Source organism: Pseudomonas sp. efr-133-TYG-23, assembly GCF_030209215.1.
Lineage (GTDB): Bacteria > Pseudomonadota > Gammaproteobacteria > Pseudomonadales > Pseudomonadaceae > Aquipseudomonas > Aquipseudomonas rhodesiae.
The window spans coordinates 167,957-191,519 of sequence record NZ_JARVSL010000020.1; the positions used below are offsets into that span (position 1 = coordinate 167,957).

The 23,563-nt window shown below is 60.8% G+C and carries 18 protein-coding genes; 7 read left to right on the forward strand and 11 right to left on the reverse strand.

The genetic code is table 11. The features are described 5' to 3' along the window. Positions 1-99 precede the first annotated feature (99 nt). The 4 genes from QRN41_RS14150 (at position 100) to QRN41_RS14165 (ending at position 3,824) form a co-directional block, all read left to right on the forward strand. The gene (locus QRN41_RS14150; RefSeq protein ID WP_034097114.1) at positions 100-801 is read left to right on the forward strand and encodes a response regulator; all 702 of its coding nucleotides are present in this window, start codon (positions 100-102) and stop codon (positions 799-801) included. A 3-nt stretch (positions 802-804) separates the two neighbouring features. After that, complete coding sequence (locus QRN41_RS14155; RefSeq protein WP_167417553.1) at positions 805-2,109, forward strand: ATP-binding protein; 1,305 nt, start codon at positions 805-807, stop codon at positions 2,107-2,109. Between the two features lie 66 nt (positions 2,110-2,175). Then, positions 2,176-2,946 carry a class I SAM-dependent methyltransferase gene (locus QRN41_RS14160; protein ID WP_167417554.1) on the forward strand — a complete coding sequence of 257 codons (771 nt, stop codon included), beginning with the start codon at positions 2,176-2,178 and terminating at the stop codon, positions 2,944-2,946. Between the two features lie 92 nt (positions 2,947-3,038). Then, entirely contained in the window at positions 3,039-3,824 is a 786-nt protein-coding gene (locus QRN41_RS14165) for a sulfite exporter TauE/SafE family protein (RefSeq protein ID WP_034097119.1), read from the forward strand. A 45-nt stretch (positions 3,825-3,869) separates the two neighbouring features. Here QRN41_RS14165 and QRN41_RS14170 read toward each other — a convergent pair whose 3' ends face one another. Continuing rightward, the gene (locus tag QRN41_RS14170) at positions 3,870-5,108 is read right to left on the reverse strand and encodes an acyl-CoA dehydrogenase family protein (protein ID WP_034097121.1); all 1,239 of its coding nucleotides are present in this window, start codon (positions 5,106-5,108) and stop codon (positions 3,870-3,872) included. Between the two features lie 265 nt (positions 5,109-5,373). On the opposite strand from QRN41_RS14170, the gene sfnG reads away from it, so the two are divergent. Then, entirely contained in the window at positions 5,374-6,459 is a 1,086-nt protein-coding gene (gene sfnG / locus QRN41_RS14175) for a dimethylsulfone monooxygenase SfnG (protein WP_034137962.1), read from the forward strand. A gap of 765 nt (positions 6,460-7,224) precedes the next feature. On the opposite strand, the gene map is transcribed toward sfnG, so the two are convergent. After that, entirely contained in the window at positions 7,225-7,992 is a 768-nt protein-coding gene (map, locus tag QRN41_RS14180; RefSeq protein ID WP_094066896.1) for a type I methionyl aminopeptidase, read from the reverse strand. Continuing rightward, on the reverse strand, positions 7,992-8,192 hold the full coding sequence (locus QRN41_RS14185; RefSeq protein WP_034137963.1) for a ParD-like family protein: 201 nt from the start codon (positions 8,190-8,192) through the stop codon (positions 7,992-7,994). Before QRN41_RS14185 ends, map begins: the two co-directional genes overlap by 1 nt. A 274-nt stretch (positions 8,193-8,466) precedes the next feature. Between QRN41_RS14185 and ilvA the strand changes: the two genes are divergently transcribed. Next, positions 8,467-9,489, forward strand: a complete 1,023-nt coding sequence (ilvA, locus tag QRN41_RS14190) for a threonine ammonia-lyase, biosynthetic (protein WP_167418330.1) — start codon at positions 8,467-8,469, stop codon at positions 9,487-9,489. A gap of 245 nt (positions 9,490-9,734) precedes the next feature. Continuing rightward, positions 9,735-10,004: a DUF1652 domain-containing protein gene (locus QRN41_RS14195; protein WP_047881940.1), complete on the forward strand. Its 270-nt coding sequence runs from the start codon at positions 9,735-9,737 to the stop codon at positions 10,002-10,004. A gap of 96 nt (positions 10,005-10,100) precedes the next feature. On the opposite strand, the gene QRN41_RS14200 is transcribed toward QRN41_RS14195, so the two are convergent. From QRN41_RS14200 to QRN41_RS14235, 8 genes are all read right to left on the reverse strand, one after another. Beyond that, positions 10,101-11,039, reverse strand: a complete 939-nt coding sequence (locus QRN41_RS14200) for a carbohydrate kinase family protein (RefSeq protein ID WP_167418329.1) — start codon at positions 11,037-11,039, stop codon at positions 10,101-10,103. Between the two features lie 12 nt (positions 11,040-11,051). Continuing rightward, entirely contained in the window at positions 11,052-12,533 is a 1,482-nt protein-coding gene (gene xylB / locus QRN41_RS14205; RefSeq protein ID WP_040268110.1) for a xylulokinase, read from the reverse strand. A 138-nt stretch (positions 12,534-12,671) separates the two neighbouring features. After that, positions 12,672-14,153, reverse strand: coding sequence for a mannitol dehydrogenase family protein (locus tag QRN41_RS14210; RefSeq protein ID WP_167418328.1), 1,482 nt, complete (start codon positions 14,151-14,153; stop codon positions 12,672-12,674). Between the two features lie 18 nt (positions 14,154-14,171). Further along, a complete protein-coding gene (locus QRN41_RS14215) occupies positions 14,172-15,275 on the reverse strand; it encodes an ABC transporter ATP-binding protein (protein WP_034097132.1) in 1,104 nt (367 codons plus the stop codon). Between the two features lie 22 nt (positions 15,276-15,297). After that, the gene (locus tag QRN41_RS14220; RefSeq protein ID WP_034137967.1) at positions 15,298-16,128 is read right to left on the reverse strand and encodes a carbohydrate ABC transporter permease; all 831 of its coding nucleotides are present in this window, start codon (positions 16,126-16,128) and stop codon (positions 15,298-15,300) included. Positions 16,129-16,138: 10 nt separating this feature from the next. Continuing rightward, positions 16,139-17,029 (reverse strand): carbohydrate ABC transporter permease, encoded by an 891-nt coding sequence (locus QRN41_RS14225; RefSeq protein ID WP_034097137.1) that lies wholly within the window; start codon positions 17,027-17,029, stop codon positions 16,139-16,141. Between the two features lie 154 nt (positions 17,030-17,183). Beyond that, positions 17,184-18,506 carry an ABC transporter substrate-binding protein gene (locus QRN41_RS14230; protein WP_167418327.1) on the reverse strand — a complete coding sequence of 441 codons (1,323 nt, stop codon included), beginning with the start codon at positions 18,504-18,506 and terminating at the stop codon, positions 17,184-17,186. A gap of 255 nt (positions 18,507-18,761) precedes the next feature. Next, a complete protein-coding gene (locus QRN41_RS14235) occupies positions 18,762-23,384 on the reverse strand; it encodes a hypothetical protein (protein WP_167418326.1) in 4,623 nt (1,540 codons plus the stop codon). Between the last annotated feature and the right edge of the window lie 179 nt (positions 23,385-23,563).

The window sequence follows — 23,563 nt, forward strand, 5'->3', positions numbered from 1 at the left end:
CAATCTTGCAACACTCAGTATCCAATGCCGGAGGGCGTTTGCACCCTCCGGCATTGGGTGTGTGTACGACACATCACTGTATTTTCTGGAAACACCTTCATGCCCAACATCCTCCTGGTCGAAGACGACGCCGCGCTCTCCGAGCTGATTGCCAGCTACCTGGAGCGCAACGGCTACCACGTCAACGTGCTCAGTCGTGGCGATCTGGTGCAGGAACGCGCGCGCCGTGATCCCCCGGACCTGGTAATCCTCGACCTGATGCTGCCCGGGCTTGATGGCCTGCAGGTGTGCCGCCTGCTGCGCGCCGACTCGGCCTGTCTGCCGATCCTGATGCTCACCGCCCGCGACGACAGCCACGATCAGGTACTTGGCCTGGAAATGGGCGCCGATGACTACGTCACCAAACCCTGCGAACCCCGCGTGCTGCTGGCACGGGTGCGCACCTTGCTGCGCCGCAGCAGTTTGTCCGAACCCCAGGTGGCCAACGATCAGATCCTGATGGGCAACCTGTGCATCGACCTGTCGGAGCGCACCGTGACCTGGCGCGACCAGGCCGTGGAGCTGTCCAGCGGCGAATACAACCTGCTGGTGGTGCTGGCGCGGCACGCCGGCGAAGTGCTCAGTCGCGACCAGATCCTGCAACGCCTGCGCGGTATCGAGTTCAACGGCACCGATCGCTCGGTGGACGTGGCCATCTCCAAGCTGCGGCGCAAGTTCGACGACCATGCCGGCGAAGCGCGCAAGATCAAAACGGTATGGGGCAAGGGTTACTTGTTCAGCCGTTCCGAGTGGGAATGCTGACCCATGCTGCGCGTGCTGATTCGCCTCTTTCTGATCACTATCGTCACCTATAGCGCCGCGATCTACCTGATTCCCAAGCTGGTGATCCAGCTGTTTGAACACCGCTACCTGAATTACAACATCGAGCAGACCCGCGGCCAGCAACACCTGATCGTCAAGCAGTATCAACGTGCGCCGGTGGAGCGCTGGTCTCAGGTAACCGAGCAACTGGGGCGGGAATTCGCGCCGCTGCATGTGCAACTGCTGCTGCGGCAGGACGCCAGTTATACCCTCGAAGAAGCGCGCTTGCTGGAGCAGGGCAAACCGGTGGTGCGCCTGGGGGAGTGGGGCTGGATGGAAGAGATCAGCTCGCCGATCAACGATCAGTTTGTGGTCAAGCTGACCATCCCGCCGGACCCGCTGGACATGAACTTGCTGTACTGGGCCATCAACGTGCTGATTGTCGCCGCGCTGCTGGTGTGCCTGCTGACCTGGCTGCGCCCGCACTGGCGCGACCTTGAGCGCTTGAAAAGCACTGCCGCGCAGTTGGGCCGGGGTAATTTGACGGAGCGCACGGGAATCTCGGCCCGTTCCACTATCGGCAGCCTGGCCGCGGTGTTCGACACTATGGCCGACGACATCGAGCACTTGCTCAACCAGCAGCGCGACCTGCTCAACGCGGTCTCCCATGAACTGCGCACCCCCCTCACGCGTCTGGACTTCGGCCTGGCCCTGGCACTGTCCGAAGACCTGCCCCAGGCCAGCCGCGAACGCCTGCAGGGCCTGGTGGCGCATATCCGTGAGCTGGACGAGTTGGTGCTGGAGTTGTTGTCCTACAGCCGTTTGCAGAACCCGTCGCAACTGCCGGAGCGGGTGGACGTGGTGCTCGATGAATTTATCGACAGCGTGCTAGGCAGCGTCGATGACGAACTGGAAAACCCCGAAATCGTCATCGATGTGGCGCTCGATTGTGCCGTCGAGCGCTTCAGTCTCGACCCACGCCTCACCGCCCGCGCGTTGCAGAACCTGCTGCGCAACGCCACGCGCTACTGCGAAAAACGCATCCAGGTGGGCGTCAAGGTATGTCCCAAGGGCTGTGAGATCTGGGTAGACGATGACGGCATCGGCATTCCGCTGGAGCAGCGAGAGCGCATCTTCGAACCCTTCTACCGTCTCGACCGCAGCCGCGACCGTGCCACTGGCGGCTTCGGTCTGGGCCTGGCGATCAGCCGGCGTGCGCTGGAGGCTCAGGGCGGGACGTTGACCGCCCAGGCTTCACCGCTGGGCGGCGCGCGGTTTCGGGTGTGGTTGCCCAGCAGCGCGAGCTGATCGGCCTGCAAGCAGGCGGGCAAAAGAGCATACTGTGGCCCCGTTTTACCCGAGGAGAGATTGACCATGACCGCCGTTCACGCGTCTGCTCAACTAGGTTTCTCAACCCAGGCCGCCACTTACGCCCAGGGGCGGCCAGATTACCCCCGCCAACTCACGGGCTGGCTCAGCGAGACGCTGGGGGTTACCGGCCAGTCAACGGTGGTCGACCTAGGCGCCGGCACCGGCAAGTTCACCCGCTTGCTCAGTAGCCTGGCGCCGACGCTTATCGCCGTGGAACCCGTGGCGCAGATGGGCGAGCAACTGCTCAAGGCATTGCCCGGTGTACGTCTGGTTTCCGGTACCGCCGACGCCATGCCCCTGGACACGGCGAGTGCCGACGTCGTCGTGTGCGCGCAGGCCTTCCACTGGTTCGCCACACAGCCGGCATTGGCGCAAATTCACCGTGTACTCAAGCCCGATGGGCGCCTGGGCCTGGTGTGGAATGTGCGCGACGAGTCGGTGGACTGGGTGGCGGCGATCACCGAGATCATCACGCCTTATGAAGGCGATACCCCACGGTTCCATACGGGCCATTGGCGTGATGCCTTTCGCGGCGAGTATTTTTCCATGCCCGAACTGACCTGTTTTGCCTACCAGCACGTAGGCAGCCCCCAGGAAGTGATCATTGATCGCTTCCTCTCGGTGAGTTTCATTGCGGCGCTGCCGGACCCGCAAAAGGCCCGCGTCACCGCGCAACTGCGCACCCTGATCGACACCCATCCCGACCTTCGCGGGCGTGAGACCGTAGCGTTTCCTTACCAGACGCAGGCTTACGTGTGTCACCGGCTGGCGTAAAAGGCATAAAGTCAGATCATATTGGTATAAGTGGTTATAAGAAAAATCGCTATCCTGCGGCCAGTAATTTATATGGCCGCAGGTAGCTGTTAATGGAAGTGGGTAACTTTGGTTTTGTCATTGCCGGCCTGATCGTGGGTTTTATCGTCGGCATGACCGGCGTCGGCGGCGGTTCTTTGATGACGCCGATCCTGTTGTGGTTCGGTATCAACCCGGCCACGGCCGTAGGCACCGACCTGCTGTACGCCGCTATTACCAAGTCCGGCGGCGTGCTGGTGCACAGCAAGAACAAGAACATCGACTGGACCATCACCGGTTGGCTCACCCTCGGCAGTGTGCCCGCCGTGCTCCTGACCCTGTGGTTCCTGGCCACTTTGCACACCGACCCCAGCGCAATGAACGCGGTGATCAAGCAGGCCCTCGGCGTGGTGCTGCTGTTGACCGCTTTGGCGATTCTTTTCAAGAAAACCCTGTTGGCTTTCGCCCAGCGTCATGCCGGCGACAGCTACCACATGAACCCGCGCAACCTGAATGCCTTGACCGTGCTTACCGGAGCGATCCTCGGCACCATGGTCGCCCTGACCTCCATTGGCGCCGGCGCCCTGGGCACCGTGGCGCTGTTTATCCTCTATCCGTTCCTGGCCACGCGCCGACTGGTGGGCACCGAAATCGCCCACGCCGTGCCGCTGACCCTGGTGGCGGGCCTGGGCCATGCCGGCATGGGCAATATGGACTGGCACCTGCTGGGCTTTCTGCTGATGGGCTCGCTGCCGGGGATCTACATCGGCAGCCATATGACCGGCAAGATCCCGGACGGTGTATTGCGCCCGTGCCTGGCGGTTATGTTGATGGCCGTCGGTTACAAATTGGCGTTCTGAGGTGGGAGGGGCAAGCGCCTCCCACAGGGTTCGGCTCATTCTGTTTTAGTCTTTCGCCGGGCCATTGCCGATCTGCCAAACGAACGGCGGTTCGGTGCCATTGATCACCCAATCCCCCACAATCCGCGCCTTGTAGATCACCGGGTTGTGCGAGGACACGGTCCGCGCGTTGCGCCAATGCCGGTCCAAACCCTTGCCTTGGCGCACATCCGAAGCTCCCAGCGCATTGAACAGTTCGCTGGTGGCCCGCTGAATCAATTCCGACACCACCACCTGCGCCGTGGCCGATTCGATTTCGGCCGCCACATTGGCCTCGCGCTCGGCCACTTCATCCCCGCCGAACCGCGCCAGGTACGCTCGTTGCGCCGGCTCCGCAGCCTTCAACGCGCTGGCTTCGGCGGCATACACCAGGGCGGCGACTTCGCCCACCACCTGCTGAATCTGCGCGTCCTGGCTGACATGGGCCGCATTGCCGTGGCTGTAGATGCGCTTGCGGCTGCGTACGTGCTGCGCCACGTCCTTGAGCGCGGCGCGGCCGATCCCGGCGAGGCTGGCCAGCAACACCAGTTGATAAAATGCCGTCTGGTATTTGAAGCGGGTGGCAAAGTCGATGAGGTTTTCCGCCTCCACCACGGCATTGGTAAAGCGCGACGTGCCGCTGCCGGTGGTGCGTTGGCCAAAGCCGTCCCAGTCATCGCTGTGCACCACCCCAGGCTGGCGCGCGCGGGTGGCGGCAATCACGTCGCCGCCGGTGTCGCTGCGTTGGGCGTACACGTCAATCCAGTCGGCAAAAATGCTGCCGGTGCTGTAGAACTTCTCGCCATTGAGCGCCCACTGATCACCGTTCGGTGTCACTTGGGTGACCACCTCGCCGATGGCCACTGCGCCGATTTCGGTCCAAGCGCAGCCGACGATGTCGCCGTCGACGAAGCGCTTGAACCACAGGTCACGGCCGGCGCCGGGCGCGGCATTCAGGCGGTCTTCGACAAAGGCGAAGTGCCCGCGCAGGGCCTGGGGCACGTTGGAGTCGGCTTCGGCCAGTTCGATCAGCAGCGCGAACAACTGCGGCAGCGAGGCGCCGCCACCCCCGTATTCCACCGGCACGCGTACGGCGCCAAAACCGGCCTCTTTGAGCCATTGGATCGGCGCGTGGGGCAGGGTGCGGGTGTTTTCCCGTTCCAGCGCGCCCTCGGCGATGCGTTGGAAAATCGGGCGAAAGCGCGCCGCCAGGGCGGCATAGTCGGCGCCGGTAGCCAGCGGATTGATGATGTGGTGTTCGGTCATGGGACGGTTCCTGGGCGGTGATCGGTGCAAGGGCAGTTGCACACTCCGTGCCGGGCGCCGAGCCCAGTGTTTATGGGGATTGGAGGGTTAGAACTGTTGCCCTGGCAACAGCGATCCGACAAAAGGCGCGAAGCCCGACACTCGCCGCCAAGGGATCCCCGCCGGCAATATCCCGCGCAACCGCCCTGGCTCGGGGGCTTTGCCCAGGCTGGCACGCTTGCTGCTCAACCCTTCGGTACATCCCTTTTGTGCGAGGTACCGTTCGATGAGTCAGCAAGCCGTGAAATTTGCCTATTGGGTGCCCAACGTCAGCGGTGGGCTGGTGGTCAGCAAGATCGAGCAACGCACCCACTGGGGCATCGACTACAACCGCAAATTGGCGCAACTGGCCGAAGCGGCGGGCTTCGAGTACGGCCTGACCCAGATCCGCTTCACCGCCGGTTACGGTGCCGAGAACCAACATGAGTCCGTGGCGTTCAGCCATGCCCTGCTGGCCGCCACCACCCGACTCAAGGTTATCGCCGCGATCCTGCCAGGGCCCTGGCAGCCGGCGCTGGCGGCCAAGCAATTGGCGACCATCGACCAGCTCACCAACGGCCGCATCGCGGTGAATATCGTCAGCGGCTGGTTCAAGGGCGAGTTTCAGGCCATCGGCGAGCCTTGGTTGGAGCACGACGAACGCTATCGTCGCTCCGAAGAATTTATCCGCGCGCTTAAAGGCATCTGGACCCAGGATGATTTCACCTTCAAGGGCGACTTCTACCGCTTCAACAACTACACCCTCAAGCCCAAGCCGCTGGGCCGGCCGGAAGTGTTCCAGGGCGGCAGCTCGCGGGCCGCGCGGGATATGGCCGCGCGGGTGTCGGATTGGTATTTCACCAATGGCAATACCCCGGAAGGTATCAAGGCCCAGGTCGATGACATCCGCACCAAGGCTGCGGCGAACAACCATTCGGTCAAGATCGGCGTGAATGCCTTTGTGATTGCCCGCGACACAGAGGAGGAAGCCCGCGCCGTGCTGGCCGAAATCATCGACAAAGCCGACCCGCAAGCGGTGAACGCCTTCGGTGACGCCGCCAAACAAGCCGGCAAGGCCTCGCCCGAAGGCGAGGGCAACTGGGCCAAGTCCAGTTTTGAAGACCTGGTGCAGTACAACGACGGCTTCAAGACCAACCTGATCGGCACGCCGCAACAAATCGCCGAACGCATCGTCGCGCTCAAGGCCGTGGGCGTGGACCTGGTGCTGGCGGGCTTTCTGCACTTCCAGGAAGAAGTGGAGTACTTCGGCAAGCGGGTATTGCCGCTGGTGCGCGAATTGGAGGCCAAGGCAGGGATCAGGCAGGTGGCGTGAGGACCAGCGGGGCCGCTTCGCAGCCCAGCGCGGGGCAAGCCCGCTCACCACATGGCTGGGTGTCAGCCTCTGAGAGTTGTGTAGGCATCGCCGATGAGCATCGGTATTTACATATCTCCGGTAGAAACATCACCTGAGCACATGAGCTTTTTGTGGTGAGCGGGCTTGCCCCGCGCCGGGCCGCGCAGCGGCCCTTTCTCCGATCACTGCGGTGTGCCTGGCATGAACGGTCGTCAGGTCTTGGGGCCGCTTCGCAGCCCAGCGCGGGGCAAGCCTGCTCACCACGTGGCTGGGTGTCAGCCTCTGAGAGTTGTGTAGGCATCCCCGATGAGCATCGGTATCTACATATCTCCGGTAGAAACATCACCTGAGCACATGAGCTTTTTGTGGTGAGCGGGCTTGCCCCGCGCCGGGGCGCGCAGCGGCCCTTTCTCCAGTCACTGCGGTGTGCCTGGCATGAACGGTCGTCAGGTTTGGGGCCGCTTCGCAGCCCAGCGCAGGGCAAGCCTACTCACCACGTGGCTGGGTGTCAGCCTCTGAGAGTTGTGTAGGCATCCCCGATGAGCATCGGTATCTACATAATATCTCCGGTAGAAACATCACCTGAGCACATGAGCGTTTTGTGGTGAGCGGGCTTGCCCCGCGCCGGGACGCGCAGCGGCCCTTTCTCCAATCACTGCGGTGTGCCTGGCATAAACGGTCGTCAGGTTTTGGGGCCGCTTCGCAGCCCAGCGCGGGGCAAGCCTGCTCAACACTGGTTGGGTTTCAGCCTCTGAGAGTGGGCGGTCGCTGGAGGGTCAGGACTTCGTAGCCGTCGGCCGTCACCGCCACGGTGTGTTCCCATTGCGCCGACAGGCTGTTGTCTTTGGTGACGACCGTCCAGCCGTCCTTGAGGCTGCGCACTTTGGCGCTGCCCTGGTTGAGCATCGGTTCGACGGTAAACACCATACCTTCGCGCAGCTCAAGCCCGGTGCCGGGGCGGCCGAAGTGCAGAATCTGTGGTTCTTCGTGCATCTGCCGGCCGATGCCATGGCCGCAGTATTCGCGCACCACACTGTAGCCATTGGCTTGGGCGTGGCTTTGGATGGCATGGCCGATATCGCCCAGGCGCGCCCCAGGCTTGACCTGGCGGATACCGGCCCACATTGCCTCGAAGGTCATCTCCACCAGGCGCCGGGCTTTGGGCGCGACGGTGCCGATCATATACATCTTGCTGGCGTCGGCGATAAAGCCGCCTTTTTCCAGGGTGATGTCAATGTTGATGATGTCGCCGTCCTTGAGCACGTCCTTGGCGCTGGGCATGCCATGGCACACCACTTCGTTGATTGAGGTGTTGATGCTGAACGGGTAGTCGTACTGGCCGAGGCTGGCGGGGCGGGCCTGCAAGTCGTTGCGGATAAACGCTTCGACGGCGGCGTCCAGCTCCAGGGTCGAGCGACCGGCGGCGACGAAGCCGTCGAGCATGTCGAACACTTGGGCCAGTAGGCGACCGGATTCGCGCATCACAGCCAGTTGGGCGGCAGTCTTGATCATCATTCACGCCCTCGGATCAGTTCGGGTTTGTCCAGCAACAGTTTGTTGATCAAGTCGTTGTAGGTCAGGGTGGGGTTCAGTTCGGCGAGCAGGCCGACTTTGATCCAGAACTCGGCCTGAGCGTTGATGGAGCGGTCCATCGTCGCGCTGGCTAGGCGTAATTGTTCGTGCAGTTGGTCGGTGATCTTAACGATGCCCATGGTGTTCACTGTGTCAGAACGGATATACAAAGCGTATATGTTTCGTATATTTGACGTAAACCCCCAATAGCAAAATCCCATAAGCCGATTGACGGGTCACACGGTAGGCGGTTAGTTTCGTTTCATGACATTTCATACCTTCTTTCGCCAGCCAAGCATTATTACCGCCATTCCTCAGTTGGCGGGATAGCGCACGGCTGCACCCAAACCCGCCCTAGAGGCGGGTTTTGTTTTTCCGTCTCCTGGGCCCTACACACACCGCCAGGAGACACCGATGAGTACCCCCACAGCCCCAGCGACGTCCGATACACGTTTGCTTGAGCACTATGTAAAAAAGATCCTCGCCGCGCCGGTCTATGACTTGGCCGTGCGCACGCCGTTACAAGCGGCCCCGGCACTGTCGGCGTTGCTCGGCAACCAAGTGCTGCTCAAGCGCGAAGACCTGCAGCCGACCTTTTCCTTCAAGGTGCGCGGTGCCTACAACAAATTGGTGCAACTTCGCGACGCGCAGCGCACTCAAGGGGTCATCACCGCTTCAGCAGGCAACCACGCCCAGGGCGTAGCACTGGCGGCGCGGGAACTGGGGATCAAGGCGCGGATCGTGATGCCTTGCAGCACGCCGGATTTAAAGGTGCAGGGCGTGCGCTCCCGAGGCGCCGAGGCGGTGCTGCATGGGCCGAGTTTTCCGTTTGCCCTGGCCCATGCGCTGGCCTTGGCCGAGGCCAGCGGTGGCACCTTTGTCTCGCCCTTCGACGACCCGGATGTGATCGCCGGTCAAGGCACGGTAGGGATGGAGATCCTGCGCCAGCAACAGGGCCCGCTGCACGCGATCTTCGTACCGGTGGGCGGCGGCGGGCTGATCGCGGGGATCGCGGCGTATGTCAAATACCTGCGGCCCGAGGTGCGCATCATCGGGGTCGAAGCCGAAGGCTCCAGTTGTTTGCTGGCGGCGTTACGTGCCGGCGAACGGGTGGTGTTGCCCAGCGTCGATGGGTTTGCCGACGGCACCGCGGTGGCGCAGATCGGCGCCTACGGTTTTGAAATATGCCGCGACTGGGTGGACGACGTCATCACCGTGAGCAACGACGAACTGTGCAGCGCCATCAAGCTGATCTACGACGATACCCGCTCCATCACCGAGCCATCCGGTGCGTTGGCGGTGGCGGGAATGCGCAGGTTTGTCGCCCAACGCGGCGTGCAGAGGCAGACCCTGGTAGCGGTAAATTCCGGGGCAAATATCAACTTTGATAGTTTGCGATATGTTGCTGACAGAGTGGGTGCCCAGTTAGCCGTTTAAGCGTAAACCGCCGGTTAAACGTTTAATCGATGCTATTCGCCGATATTTTAAACAGCGGCGAAAAGTTCAAGTTTTAGTTATATAAAACCCAGGGTCGCTTATGAGGAAAGGTTACAACGCAACTCGATTTTGCCGGGTACGCTTGCTCAGTGAAGGCGTCTTCCAAGGCTGGTAAGACGTCGCAGGCGTATGCCTGGCATAAACACAACAATCTGTTGGCAGTCTATAAAAAGGAGAGGTTGACCATGCTTTCGGAACTTGAATTACGCAGCATTATTGAAGGAAGTTTCCTGCCTAAACGGTGCGAATGCACCAAAGCCGAAGATGCTTCGCTGACGATCAAGGTGTACGACGACCGCGACCGTGACCGGGTGGACTTGGAAGTCAAAGGCATCAACGCAGACAAACTCGACAGCAGTCGCGCCATCTGCAATCTGATCACCGGGTTGCGTGAAGACCTCAAGCATACCCATGCACCTGTACTGCAACGCGCCGGGGCGCGCGGCTACTACTAAGCCGTCGTCTGCGGTTGAACCACCGAAGAACTGTGGGCCTGGATTAACGCCAGGCCCAAAACGGTGGTATGTCCTTGCGCAATTCCCCCTATGCTTTCAACCCAATTGCTGGCGATACGGTAGGTCCGGACCGGTCTTGGTGCAGGTCAATGCCGCTGCGCGAATGGCAAAGCCGAGCATGGCGTCGATCTGCTCGCGGCTGAGCTGTTGCAGACCCTCCACCGAATCCAATTGATGCTCCGTCAGCCAAGCAATCAATGCTGCCTGGAAGGTATCGCCGGCGCCCACTGTGTCGGCCATCACAACGTCCACCGCCGGTTGCGACCAGTTGCCGTGCTGGCGACTGAATACACTGGCGCCATCGCCGCCGCGGGTAAGGAACACCAACTGGCAACGGTGCTGCAACCAGCCCTGCAGAACGCTTTCCGGTGATTGGCCGGGGTAGAGCAGGTGCAGGTCTTCGTCGCTGACCTTGATCAAGTCGGCGTGCTTGACCAGTTCCGCTACGCGGTCGCGCCACAGTTGGATATCCGGCTGCGGGTTGAGGCGCACGTTGGGGTCGAGGCTGATCAGGCGCTTGCCGCTTTCACGCTTGACCAGGTTCAGCAGGGTGTCGCCGATCGGTTGCACCACCAGCGAGAACGAACCCACATGCAGTCCGCGCACGCTATCGTCCAGTTGCGGCAGGTGACTCACCTGCAATTGGCGGTCGGCGCAGCCTTCGCCGCGAAAGCTGTACTGCGGTGAGCCGTTGGCGCCCACGGCGACCATTGCTAGGGTGGTCGGCGCGGCGAATTCCACCAGGTAATCCTCGCTGACGCCTTCATCCCGCAGCACTTGCAGCAGGCGCCGACCAAGAAAATCGCTGGAAAGCCCCCCGAACAGGCCGGCCTTGATGCCCAGGCGACGCAGGCCAACGGCCACGTTGAACGGCGAACCGCCGGCAATCGCCGTGTAACTGACCTTCGACGCCTTGCCGCCGGCGCCTTCCTCGCTGAAGAAATCGAACAGCGCTTCACCACATACCAGATACATAATCGCTCGCTCTTAAAGGGTTGCCACGAGCTGCTGATAGCGCTCGTAAGCCTGTTGATACGCGCTGACATGGGCTGCCACCGGCACGGTACGGCTGGCCGGGTCGACGCTCACGCATCTGTCGCAGAGGCTGGCCAGGGATTCGCCGGTCTGGCTCCACGCCGCCTGGATCGCCGCGCCCAGGGCGGCGGCTTCGCTTTGTTCGGTGCAGACTACTTCGGTGTGCATGATATCCGCGACCATCTGCCGCCACACCGGGCTTTTCGAACCGCCGCCGATCAAGCGGATGCTCTGGCTTTGCAGGCCGGTCTGGCGCAGCAGGTCGAGGCCGTAGCGCAGGCCGAAGGTCGTGCCCTCGACCACTGCGCGGCACAGGTTGGCGCGGGTCAGGTTGGTCATGGTCAGCCCATGCAGGCTGCCGGTGGCGTGGGGCAGGGCGGGTACGCGTTCGCCGTTGAGAAACGGCAGCATGCTCACGCCGTCGGCGCCGATGGGCGCGCGTTCGACCAAGGCATTGAAGGCAGGCAGGTCCAGCTCGAACAGCTCGCGGATCACCCCGGTGGCGTTGGTCAGGTTCATGGTGCAGATCAACGGCAACCAGCCGCCGCTGGACGAGCAGAACGTCGCCACCGAGGCCTGGGGGCTGACGTTGGGCTGGTCGGCAAAGGCATACACGGTGCCGGACGAGCCCAGGCTCATGGTTATCACCCCCGGCGCGATATTGCCGGTGCCGATGGCGCCCATCATATTGTCGCCGCCGCCGCTGGAGACCACGGCGTTGGGGTTGATGCCCAGGCGTTCGGCGATGGCTGGCAGGATAGTGCCCACGCTTTGATCGGCCTCGATCAACGGCGGCAGGGCCCGCTCCAGGCGGCCGCTCGGGTCGATGTGCCGCAGCAGGGCCGTATCCCATTCACGATTGCGCACATTGAAGTAACCGGTGCCCGACGCATCGCCATACTCGGCGACGGCGCGGCCGGTGAGCCAGTAGTTGAGGTAATCGTGGGGCAGCAGGATATGGGCGATGCGGGCGAAGAGGTCCGGGTGTTGTTCGCGGGTCCATAGCAGTTTGGAGACGGTGTAGCCGGGTGCAATGGCCACGCCCAGGCGTTCCAGAGAGCCACGCTCGCCGCCGAGGTAGGCCAACAAGCGGTCGTTCTCGGCGGCGGTTTCGGTGTCGCACCACAGCTTGGCCGGGCGCAGTACCTGGCCGTGCTCATCCAGCAGCACCAGCCCATGCTGCTGGCCGGATACGCCAATGCCAAGGATGTCCTGGCCGTCGACGCCGGCCTGTTGCAGGGCGCGATGGGTGGCTTCGGTGAAAGCGTCCAGCCATTCCTGGGTGTGCTGTTCGCGGCGGCCATTGGCAGCGCTGATCAGGGTGTGGGCCGCAGCACCGAGGCCCAGTACCTTGCCGCTGCTCGCGTCGAGGACGATAGCCTTGGTGCCCTGGGTGCCGCAGTCGATGCCGAGGAACAGGTTTTGCTGGGTCATGAGGGGGTGCTCAGCATTATTGTTGGAAGTTAAATGCTATCCCAATGTAGGAGGGGGCTTGCCCCCGATAAGGGGAGGTCAGTTGATGAATAAGTTGACTGACCCAGCGCCATCGGGGGCAAGCTCCCTTCCACATTTCTAAGCCGGTTTTTTCAGTAACTGCTGCAGGGTTTTGGTCACGCCGTTATCCCGCAAGCTGACAAAACACCGCTCGAACGCTGCCACAAACGCAGGCGAATTGGGAATAGCCGTGCCGAAAATCTCTTCCACCCCCAGCAGGCGTACGCTGATCAGCGCATCGTCAGTGACCAGGCTCTGACAGAACGCTGCGCGCGGGTCGGGAATGTTGTAGCGCGCGCCGTTCTCATCCACACCTTTGAGATACAGGGCCCAGGCGGCCACTACCAGCGCCGCGCGCTCGGTCTCGCGGCCATCGGCAATCAGGCGGTTGACGGTCGGCACAGTGAACTTGGGAAACTTCGACGAGCCATCCGAACAGACCCGCTCCAGTTGGTCGGCGATGGCCTGGTTGGAGAAGCGATCCACCAAGGTCTGCTTGTACTCGGTCAGGTCGATGCCCGGCACCGGCGCCAGGTTCGGTGTGACGTCCAGGTCCATATAGGCGCGCATATAGGCCACGAACAGCGGGTCGTTCATGGTTTCGTGGACAAACCGGTAGCCCTTGAGAAAGCCCAGGTAGGTCAGGGCCAGGTGGCTGCCGTTGAGCAGGCCGATTTTCATTTCTTCGTAAGGGGTAACGTCATCGGTGAACTGCACGCCGACATTTTCCCAGGCCGGTCGGCCGTTGACGAACTTGTCCTCCAGCACCCACTGCACAAACGGCTCGCACACCACCGGCCAGGCATCGTCGATGCCGTGTTCGTCATGCAGTTGCAGACGGTGCGCGGTGCTGGTCATGGGGGTGATGCGGTCGACCATGGCATTGGGGAAGCTCACATTGGCGGCGATCCAGTCATGCAGCTCGGCATCGCGCAGGGCGGCGAAGGCCAGCAGCGCCTTGCGTGTGACCGCGCCGTTGTGCGGCAGGTTATCGCAGGACATCACCGTGAAGGCCGGCGTGCCGGCGGCGCGGCGCTGGGTCAGCGCGGCGCAGATAAAGCCGAACACGGTTGTCGGCGCTTGCGGGTGTGCCAGGTCATGCTGGATCTGCGGCAGGTGCGCCATGAATTCGCCGGTGCTGTCGTCGATGCAATAGCCGCCTTCGGTGATGGTCAGCGAAACGATGCGAATCGCGGGCTCGGCCAATTTGTCGATCAGCGCCTGGGCGCCGTCTTCGGCCAGCAGCATGTCGCTGATCGAACCGATCACGCGCACTTCGGTGTCGTCGGTGTCGCCCAGTTCGTACAGGGTGAATAGAAAGTCCTGGCCGGCCAGGTCGTCGCGGGCCTTGCGGTCCTCGGCGCGCAGGCCGACGCCGCAGATGCTCCAGTCCAGGCCCTCGCCGGTGTTCATCAGCGCATCGGTGTAATACGCCTGGTGTGCGCGATGAAAGCCGCCGACCCCGATATGGGCAATACCCTGGGAGGTGCTGGCGATGGCGTAAGCCGGCACTTGGATCTCACGCGGCAGTTGGGTGAGGTTCTGTTTATTCAGCTTCATAGCGTAATACTCGCGAAATCAGGCGGCGGCGCGCAGTGGGCGGGCCACGGCGTTGCCATCGGTGTCGAACAGGTGGCAGTGCGTCGGGTCCAGGTGCAGTTGCAGCGTCTCGCCGTACTGGCTGGCCATATCGCCACGGATACGCATGGTCAACGGCTCGCCGTTGGCGGTGATGACGTGGCAGAACGTATCGCTGCCCAGGCGCTCGCCGACATCGGCGGTCACCGTCAGGCTGGTTTGCCCCGGCGTGGCGATTTCCAGGTGTTCCGGGCGAATGCCCAGGGTCACCGCGCTGCCGACGCTCAGGCTGGCGCCGCTCAACGGCAATGTGACCAATGTCCCGGCGTCCAGCTGCACGTCGCAGTCCTGGCCGCTGACCCGGCTGACCTGGCCTTTGAGGAAGCCCATCTTCGGCGTACCCAAAAAGCCCGCCACGAACAGGTTGGCCGGCTGGTGATACAGCTCCAGGGGCGAGCCGACCTGTTCGATGCGGCCACTGTTAAGCACCACGACTTTGTCGGCCAGGGTCATTGCTTCGACCTGGTCGTGGGTCACGTAGATCATGGTCGCTTGCAGCTCTTTATGCAGGCGCGCCAGCTCCAGGCGCATCTGCACGCGCAGGGCGGCGTCGAGGTTGGACAGCGGTTCGTCGAACAGGAAAATCTTGGGGTTGCGCACAATGGCCCGGCCGATGGCCACACGCTGGCGCTGGCCGCCGGAGAGTTGCTTGGGCTTGCGCTCCAGCAGCGGGCCCAGTTCGAGGATGCGCGCCGCTTCGCTGACTTTGCTCTCCACCAGTTTCTTATCGACACCGGCCAGGTCCAGGGCGAACGACATGTTCTTGCGCACGCTCATGTGCGGGTACAAAGCATAGGTCTGGAACACCATCGCCAGGTCGCGCTTAGCCGGGGTCACTTCGGTGATGTCGCGCCCGTCCAGTTCGATGGTGCCGTCGCTCACCTCTTCCAGGCCGGCGATCAGGCGCAGCAAGGTGGATTTTCCGCAGCCTGATGGGCCGACGAAGACTACGAACTCTTTGTCATTCACTTCCAGGTCGATGCCTTTGATGATCGAGAAACCTTCGAAGCCTTTTTGCAGATTCTTGATTTTCAGGTTGGCCATGACGGGCCTCCGCTAGGAATTATTATTTAACTGCACCGAAGGACAGGCCGCGCACCAGCTGTTTCTGGCTGATCCAACCAAAGATCAGGATCGGCGCGCAGGCCAGGGTCGAAACGGCGGACAATTTGGCCCAGAACAAGCCTTCGGGGCTGGAGTAAGAGGCGATCAGCGCGGTCAATGGCGCGGCGCTGGACGAGGTCAGGTTCAGCGACCAGAACGCTTCGTTCCAGCACAGGATCAGCGACAGCAGCACGGTGGACGCCAGGCCGCCCTTGGCAATCGGCAGCAGCACGCGGACCATTTCCTGCCACAGGCTGGCACCGTCCAGGCGCGCGGCTTCGAGGATGTCCTTAGGGATGTCTTTGAAGTAGGTGTAGACCATCCACACCACGATCGGCAGGTTGATCAGGGTGTAGATAATGATCAGCGCGATGCGCGTATCCAGCAGGCCGAAGCTTTTGGCCAACAGGTAGATCGGCATCAGCACGCCCACCGGCGGCAGCATCTTGGTCGACAGCATCCACAGCAGCGTGCGTTTGGTGCGCTGGGTTTCGTAGAACGCCATGGAGTAGGCCGCGGGCACCGAGATCAGCAGGCACAGCGCGGTAGCGCTGAAGGAAATCAGTACCGAGTTCCATGCATAGCTGAAGTAGTTGCTGCGTTCGTTGATGTGCAGGTAGTTCTCCAGGGTCGGCGTGAAGATGAACTGCGGTGGCGTGGCGAAGGCGTCGATTTCGGTCTTGAAGCTGGTGAGCACCATCCAGAAGATCGGGAAGAAAATCAGGATCGCGATGGCCCAGGCCAGGGTGCCGAGCAGCAGGCTTTGCAGGCGACGGGATTGTTGAAGCGTCATGGCGCGGCCCTCAAGGCTTGTCAGTCAGGTTTTTGCCGATCATCCGCACCAGGATGATCGCCGCGATATTGGCGATGACCACGGCGATCAAGCCGCCGGCCGAGGCCATGCCCACGTCGAACTGCACCAGTGCCTGGTTGTAGATCAGGTACGCGAGGTTGGTCGAGGCGTAGCCCGGGCCACCGTTGGTGGTGGTGAAGATCTCGGCGAACACCGAGAGCAAAAAGATGGTTTCGATCATCACCACCACGGCAATCGGCCGCGCCAGGTGCGGCAGGGTCAGGTGCCAGAAGATCGCGATGGCGCCGGCACCGTCCAGGCGCGCGGCTTCCTTTTGTTCCTGGTCGAGGGACTGCATGGCGGTCATCAGCAACAGGATCGCGAAGGGCAGCCATTGCCACGACACAATGATGATGATCGACAGCAACGGGTAATGCGCCAGCCAGTCCACCGGCTCGGCGCCGAACAGTTTCCACACGGCGGCGAGCACCCCGGATACCGGGTGGAAAATCAGGTTTTTCCAGATCAGCGCACCGACGGTGGGCATGATGAAAAACGGTGAAATCAGCAACACCCGCACCAGGCCGCGACCGAAGAACTCACTGGCCTCCAGCAGCGCACTGATCAACACGCCGAACACCACGCTGATCAACAGCACACTGCCGACCAGCAGCAGGGTATTGGTGGCGCCGGGCAAAAAGCCGGAGTCGGTGATGAAGTAGGTGAAATTCTCCAGTCCCACGAATTCATTCTCGCCGGGGTAGAGCAGGTTGTAGCGAATCAGCGAAAAGTACAGGGTCATGCCCAGCGGCACGATCATCCATAGCAACAGCAGGGCGACCGAGGGGCTGACGAGAAACCAGCCGGGGTTGGCCAGGCGGTTTTTGGCAGGTGTATTCATGGTAATTAACGCCAGTGCGGAGCAAGGATCGGAGTGCGGTCAGTGTGGGAGGGGGCTTGCGCCCGATAGCGGAGTGTCAGTCGATGAATCAGTTGGCTGATCCACTGCTATCGGGGGCAAGCCCTCTCCCACCTTGACGGTGGTGAGGCTCAGGTTATTTGGGGTAACCGGCCCGCTTCATTTCCCGCTCGGTGGTGGTCTGCGCCGCAGTCAATGCTGCATCAACCGTCTGCTGACCGGTCAGCGCACCGGAGAAGAACTTACCGACCTGGGTACCAATCGCCTGGAACTCAGGAATGGTCACCAGCTGGATCCCGATGTACGGCACCGGTTTCTCCGTCGGCTTGGTCGGATCCGCGACTTTCAACGATTCCAAGGTCACTTTGGCGAACGGCGCGGCTTTCATGTACTCATCGCTGTAGGTCGACTTGCGCGTGCCTGGCGGTACGTTGGCGATGCCATCGGTCTTGGCCACCAACTGGCTGTATTCCTTGGACGTGGCCCAACTGGTGAATACTTTGGCGGCGTCCTTGGCCTTGGAACTGGTCGGGATCGCCAGGGACCAGGAGTACAGCCACGACGTGCCTTTGTCCGTGGTTTCATGGGGCGCGAAGGTGAAACCGACGTGGTCGGCCACTTTGCTTTGGGTTTTGTCGGTGACGAACGAGCCGGCGACGCTGGCGTCGACCCAGATCGCGCACTTGCCGCTGTTGAACAGCGCCAGGTTTTCGTTGAAGCCGTTGCTGGAAGCCCCCGGCGGGCCGGATTTCTTCATGTTGTCGACGTAGAAGTTCAGCGCGTTCTTCCATTCCGGGCCGTTGAATTCAGGCTGCCACTTTTCGTCGAACCAGCGCGCACCGTAGCCGTTGGCCAGGGTGGTGATCAGCGCCATATTCTCGCCCCAACCGGCTTTGCCGCGCAGGCACAGGCCGTATTGCTCTTTGCTCTTGTCGGTGAGTTTGCTGGCGAATTCGCCGATCTGGCTCCAGGTCGGGTGCTCAGGCATGGTCAGCCCGGCGTCCTTGAACAGGTCGGTGCGGTAGTAGGTGATCGAGCTTTCGGCGTAGAACGGCAGGGCGTACAGCGAACCCTTGACGGACAAACCGTCACGCACCGAAGGGAACACATCGTCCAGGTCGTAGGACGCCGGCAAGTCCTTCATCGGCTCCAGCCAACCCTTGGCGCCCCAGAGTGCGGCTTCGTACATGCCGATGGTCAAGACATCGAACTGCCCACCCTGGGTGGCGATGTCGGTGGTCAGGCGTTGGCGCAGCACGTTTTCTTCGAGTACCACCCAGTTCAGCTTGATCTCCGGATGCTCGGCCTCGAAGGTCTTGGAGAGCTTCTGCATACGGATCATGTCGCTGTTGTTGACGGTGGCAATGGTCAGGGTCTGCGCGCCAAGGCTGACGGCGCTAAGGGTCATACATGCAGTCATACACGTAGAGGCAAGCAGAGCTTTTGCTGGGAACTTCATCGCGCACTCCATTTCCGCGCCCAGGGGCTACGGAAGGACAGTTATTGTTGTTGTGTCTTCCTACAGGGAGTCAGGAAGAGTGTGCGTTGATTACAGCCTTCAATTGGCGGTGTGACAAATCCTTGGGAACACTGGGACTGATACTTTTTTGCACTACGTGTCACCGGCTCAGCTCAATGCCAGTCGGCGTTAGGGTTTGCGCTTAAAGGTATTGGGAAAATGCAGCAGCCATTCCGATTGGCTGCTGCTAGAGGGTTAGCCGACGTAAGCGAAGAGGTCCTTGATGTCCTTCTCAGCGAAGACCCCTTTGCCGGTGTCTTCGATCAACTGGAACGAGCCATCGGGATTGATAGTGACTCCAACTGAACCCGCAATCGTGACATCTACGCCCGGCTTTTTCAGAAGGTCAAACAGGGGTTTTTTGCCGTCGTACTCTTGTGCCAATACCGCCCCCATACCCACCGTCGATTGAGAATTCACGCCGCCGACGAAGATGACCTTGCCGCCCTTATCCAATGACTTATTCAGCTCCTCCACCTCTTCATAAGCAACTTTATCGATCAAGCCATATCTTAGATCGCTACCGGTCAGGTGCATTAATGTGCGTTTTTGATAGACGCCATCTTTCAGGTCGGTGAGCACCGCCAGTGCGGAGCATTCGGTCAGGCTGCGGGTCGACAGGGGCGTACGAAGATCCTGCACGGTGTGGGAATACCCCATGTGCACTTCAACCGGTGAAGAGGTCGATGAGATTTTGGCGCTGTCGAAAGAGCGAGGTTTATAGTCGACTCTGGTTTTATAGAACACTGGTTTTTCATCGCTGCCTATATTGAGTTCAACCTCTGTCCCGTTGTCTTTTTTGACGTTGAACGCGATGTTGCGCTCGGCAAGCGTGTCGTTCATCGCCTTTTCCGCTAGCAGTTGAATGTACTTGTCAGGAAGGGACTTGTACTGGTTGCGGTAACGTCCCAGTGCCTCCTCATAAAGGGCGTAAGGGTCTTTATTGTCAACGCTCGGGAAGTCGCCGACGATTTCCTGCTCAAACCCTTTCACGCGCGCGCCGGTGAGCGCGTTGAGTTGCGACGCGAGGGACGCCTGGCCACCGCTGGCGGAGTAACAGGCCAAAAGACGAACGTCTTCGTAGTCTCGAATGTTGATACCGCGCGCCAACAATTCACGGTCCACATCAGCGGCTGCGTAACGCTTGCCATTTTCTCCCAGGATGGATGACGCCCCGCCGTTTGCGGGCTGTTCACTGTGGCCCATGATGTTAAGGCGTTGGTGACCCTTGTAGGTGTCGAAAAACACTTGAATATCGCCCGCGAGCGGCTTGATTTCCACTGGGCCGCCCAGGACGATCCGGTTCTTCGGCGGTGTAGCGGGAACGGGAATCTCCTCGACCAACATAGCGCCCGCACCTGCCGCTCTTGCCGCGCTGCTGGAAGGTTCATTCAATGCGCGTGCCTTGAAGTGAATGAGTGATGTCGCCAGGTTGAGCAACATATCGGCCAGCGCGGTTTCTTTGAGCCTCATATCGTCGCCGTGCAGGACCTCCAGGTCGCTGGCGATACCTGCGCCTTGCAAGGCGAGCCCCAGCAACGCGCCGGGGCCGCGCAAGGCCGGCAACAGCGCATTGAGCAACAGGAAGCCACCCTCCTTGAGCGTCGCCCAACGGCTTTCGTCATCAGAAACCGCCTGCTGTTCGGCAAGCGTGGTCAGGGCTTGTGCGTTGGCATTGTAGAGGTGGTCCATCAAATGCCCGGTTTGCAGTTGCGCCTTCAGGGTATCGGCGGCGGCATAACCGCCGGCGGCCAGTTTGGGTTCGGCCGGTACGGTCTCGCCGTCTCCCACGCCAAACACGCCGAGTGTCAGGGCGTCGGGCTCCTTGAAACTCCACCTCTTGTAATACTCTCGGGTCGATTCATCCGGCAACCAGGCCAGAATGTCCGACTGCAAACGCCCCGGCTGCTGGATGGCCTCCAGTAATTGCTTGCGGGTTTGAAATTGCAGCAGCGGGGCATCGGCGATCAGAGGGCGATAGAGAATATGTGGGCCGGCTTCGCTGTCCTCGGGCTCGATCAAGTACATATTGTCGACCACATCGGGGGCCTTGCCGGGGCCCGGTATAAAGGCCAGCGGGCGTACGGCGATCTCCTTGCCGTCGACGGTCTTGGCCCCGGGCGTTGGGTCGAGTGCGGCCTGGATATATCTGAAACCGGTATTATCGAGGCCGGACTTTTTCTGAATGACCATCTCCAGAGCTTTCAATTGCAGCTCAGTGGGGACCTGCTGCGCAAACAGGGACTGGCGTTCGGTTTTTTTATCGGGATTGTCCAGCAGTTCACGCTTGAGCAACGCGGGGTAGTTTTTACCCACGTCGACGGCCTCAATCAGCTTTTGCAGTGCACCGTCCTCTTCAAGTTCGGGCACGCGTGTATTATCGGGCTTGAGGTAAACCTCAACGCTTCTGCTCGGTAGCCCCGACAGGTTTTTCAGCAGGGCGTCGGTCAGGCTCATGCGTTCACGGTTGATTATTCCGCTGACCATTGCGTTGGCCCCTGCGCCGCCCACGGGCACCTTGAAGACGATCTCCAGGTTCTTCGCCGGATGACTGACGGCCTTCAGATTATCGAAAGAACGCTCGGCAAAAGTGCGAATGTCCGGGATGTCGCTGCTGTACGTGCGGCCTTTGTTCAGTTGTATGAAGCCCGCCAGCCTGAGATGCAGTTCCTGCAATACAAAGCGTTGCGACTGGTCGGCGTTGTTCATCCAGTCGGGCAACGTGGTTGTGGGCTGGGTAGGGGGCAGCATGTCTGTGAGGGCAGGCGCGTTGGAGAGTTGGTCGCCTTTATGCTGTTGGATCAGTCGATCAGCCTGGAGGTCGAACACATTGGCGTCCACTCGCTGTGCAGGGCGCCTCGACTCAGGAAGGTCATCCCAGGAGTCGTAGGGGGTGACCTTGCCACTGGTCTCCACCAGCAGGAGTAGCTGGCGACTGGGTGATGACAGGGATCGTGTGATTAACAGTTCCGGCTCGGGGCCTGTGGTGGTATAGACGTCGGCGCCCGACGAATTCGCACCCAGCGGCATAGGGCGCGTCGCCCCATTAGGCTGTGATGCGACCATGGTCAGGGTTTTACGCTGTTCATCATCCAGTCCGGTTTGTTTCAGCGCCGCCTGTTGCAGGTTGCTGCGCAGGATACTGCTGACCAGCGCCCGATGACTGCCGGAGAAGGCGTTGTCGGCGCCGCTGAATGCGGGCTTGCTCCAGTAGGCCCTGAACTCAGAGTTATAGACCTCGTCAAGCCGGCTTGGCAGCGCACCGATGGCGGAGCTCAAGCCTGCCAGATCAAGGTGCAAGGGTACATCGACCGGGCTGCCCAAGGTTGTCCGCGGCACGCGCGGGCGGGTATCAAACGCTTTGGCGTCCCGGGTGAAATTCGGCGCAGGGCCGCCTGCCAGATGATCCAGGGCCAGTGTGATCAGTTGTGTTCGCTTGAACTGCCCCGGTTGATCCGGATCAGGTAATTCGATGGCGAGCTGGTTAACGTCGACATCCAATCCAGGGGCGATGGTCTGGATCCTGTCGTTGAGCACTCGCGCGACCGCTGTGAACAACGTCGGCTCACCGGCAAACTGGCTGCGCGCCAGGGTGACCAACGGATTGGCCGCCGGTGATGCCGTCGCGCGCGGTTGCGTGGTGTGTGGCTGCTCAAGCCGTTGCGCGACTGCGCGTTGTCGCTCCTGGACGCCAACGGAGCGTCTATCGGTACGCGGATTGTGTTTGCGCAATGCGGCAAAGCCGTCGCGAGTCAGCGATGAGGCGTTTTTAAGTTGCCATGTGGTGCTGCCATCACCGGTCGGTTCACCATAAAACCTGCCTATCCAGTCGAGGCTAAGGGGTTTGTTCATGGCGGGCGGCACCGCAGAGTTGCGCAATGTCTGCCCGAGTGTCGAGCGTTCAGGGATTTCGGACACTAACAAGTGGCTGCGTTTGTTCAAAACAACACCCAATCCCGAAATTTCGCTGAATCGACCGGTGCTGTACATTCTCGCCATCTCCAGGTCGGCTTCTTCAACCGATGGTTTCTGGTCGCGTCGAGAGGCGGGGATCAATGAGGGGGTCAAGGTGATTTGCGTCGATAAGACCTCGATGGCGTCTTGTTGCTGTTGCCGAATCACAGAGTCGTGGGCGTCGTTTGACCCTGACGCGTCAGCATTGGCTGAGGGTAACGATACGAACGTTCCGTGTCGTTTTTGCTCAGCAATATTAATCACTAATCCTTCGGGTATATACATACCTCCCACTTCGTAAAAGTTACCTATCACTTGAGCAGGTGCGCGGGTTGGGCCGAGGTACTCGATAACCTGTCGCGTTGGGGCCAGCGCTTGAGCGGCAGCGGTCACCGCTGCGGTGGCCTGCCACCAACCTTCATCATATTTGGAGAAGCTAGCGGGCTTCCCATCAGCGATACATTCAAGTTCCCATCCATCAACCGTATTCAACTTCAGTGTTGAAGTGTCGATCTTGTGTTTCCTGGCGAAACTTGCAAATGGCTCGCTTTCAATAGCGTGGGTAAGTTGGGCCCAGGCCATGCCGAATGTCGAAAAGCGAGGGATGTCGTCGATGACCTTGGCCGCCGGACTTACGGGGGTGCCAGTTCGAAGGGCAACGAGCAGTTCCAGCAATGCGGCGCTGTACTTTTCTGAGAGAATCGCGTCATCTGCCTTGACCACACGGGTGGCGAGGCTTTGGGTTTCTAGATCGACAACCGCCACGTTGCGCTTACTCCGCGCGTTAGATACAGAAGGCACGGACTGGGCGTTCAAAGCAGATGCCGAAGAAAACGCACTGGTGCGCAAGGGATCGATGTTCATGCAGATAAAGTCCGTTAATAATGAATGGTTTATATATCTTCGCTGGAAAATAGATATTGGACTTGTGCGCGCTCCATAGTTAAAGGAGTGCGCCCATCGCATTGTTTTTTTGGATTTCTATTTTAAAGCGTCTGTCGGTGAGGGTTATGAGGTGCGCAGGTATTTAATGCGTGTATTAA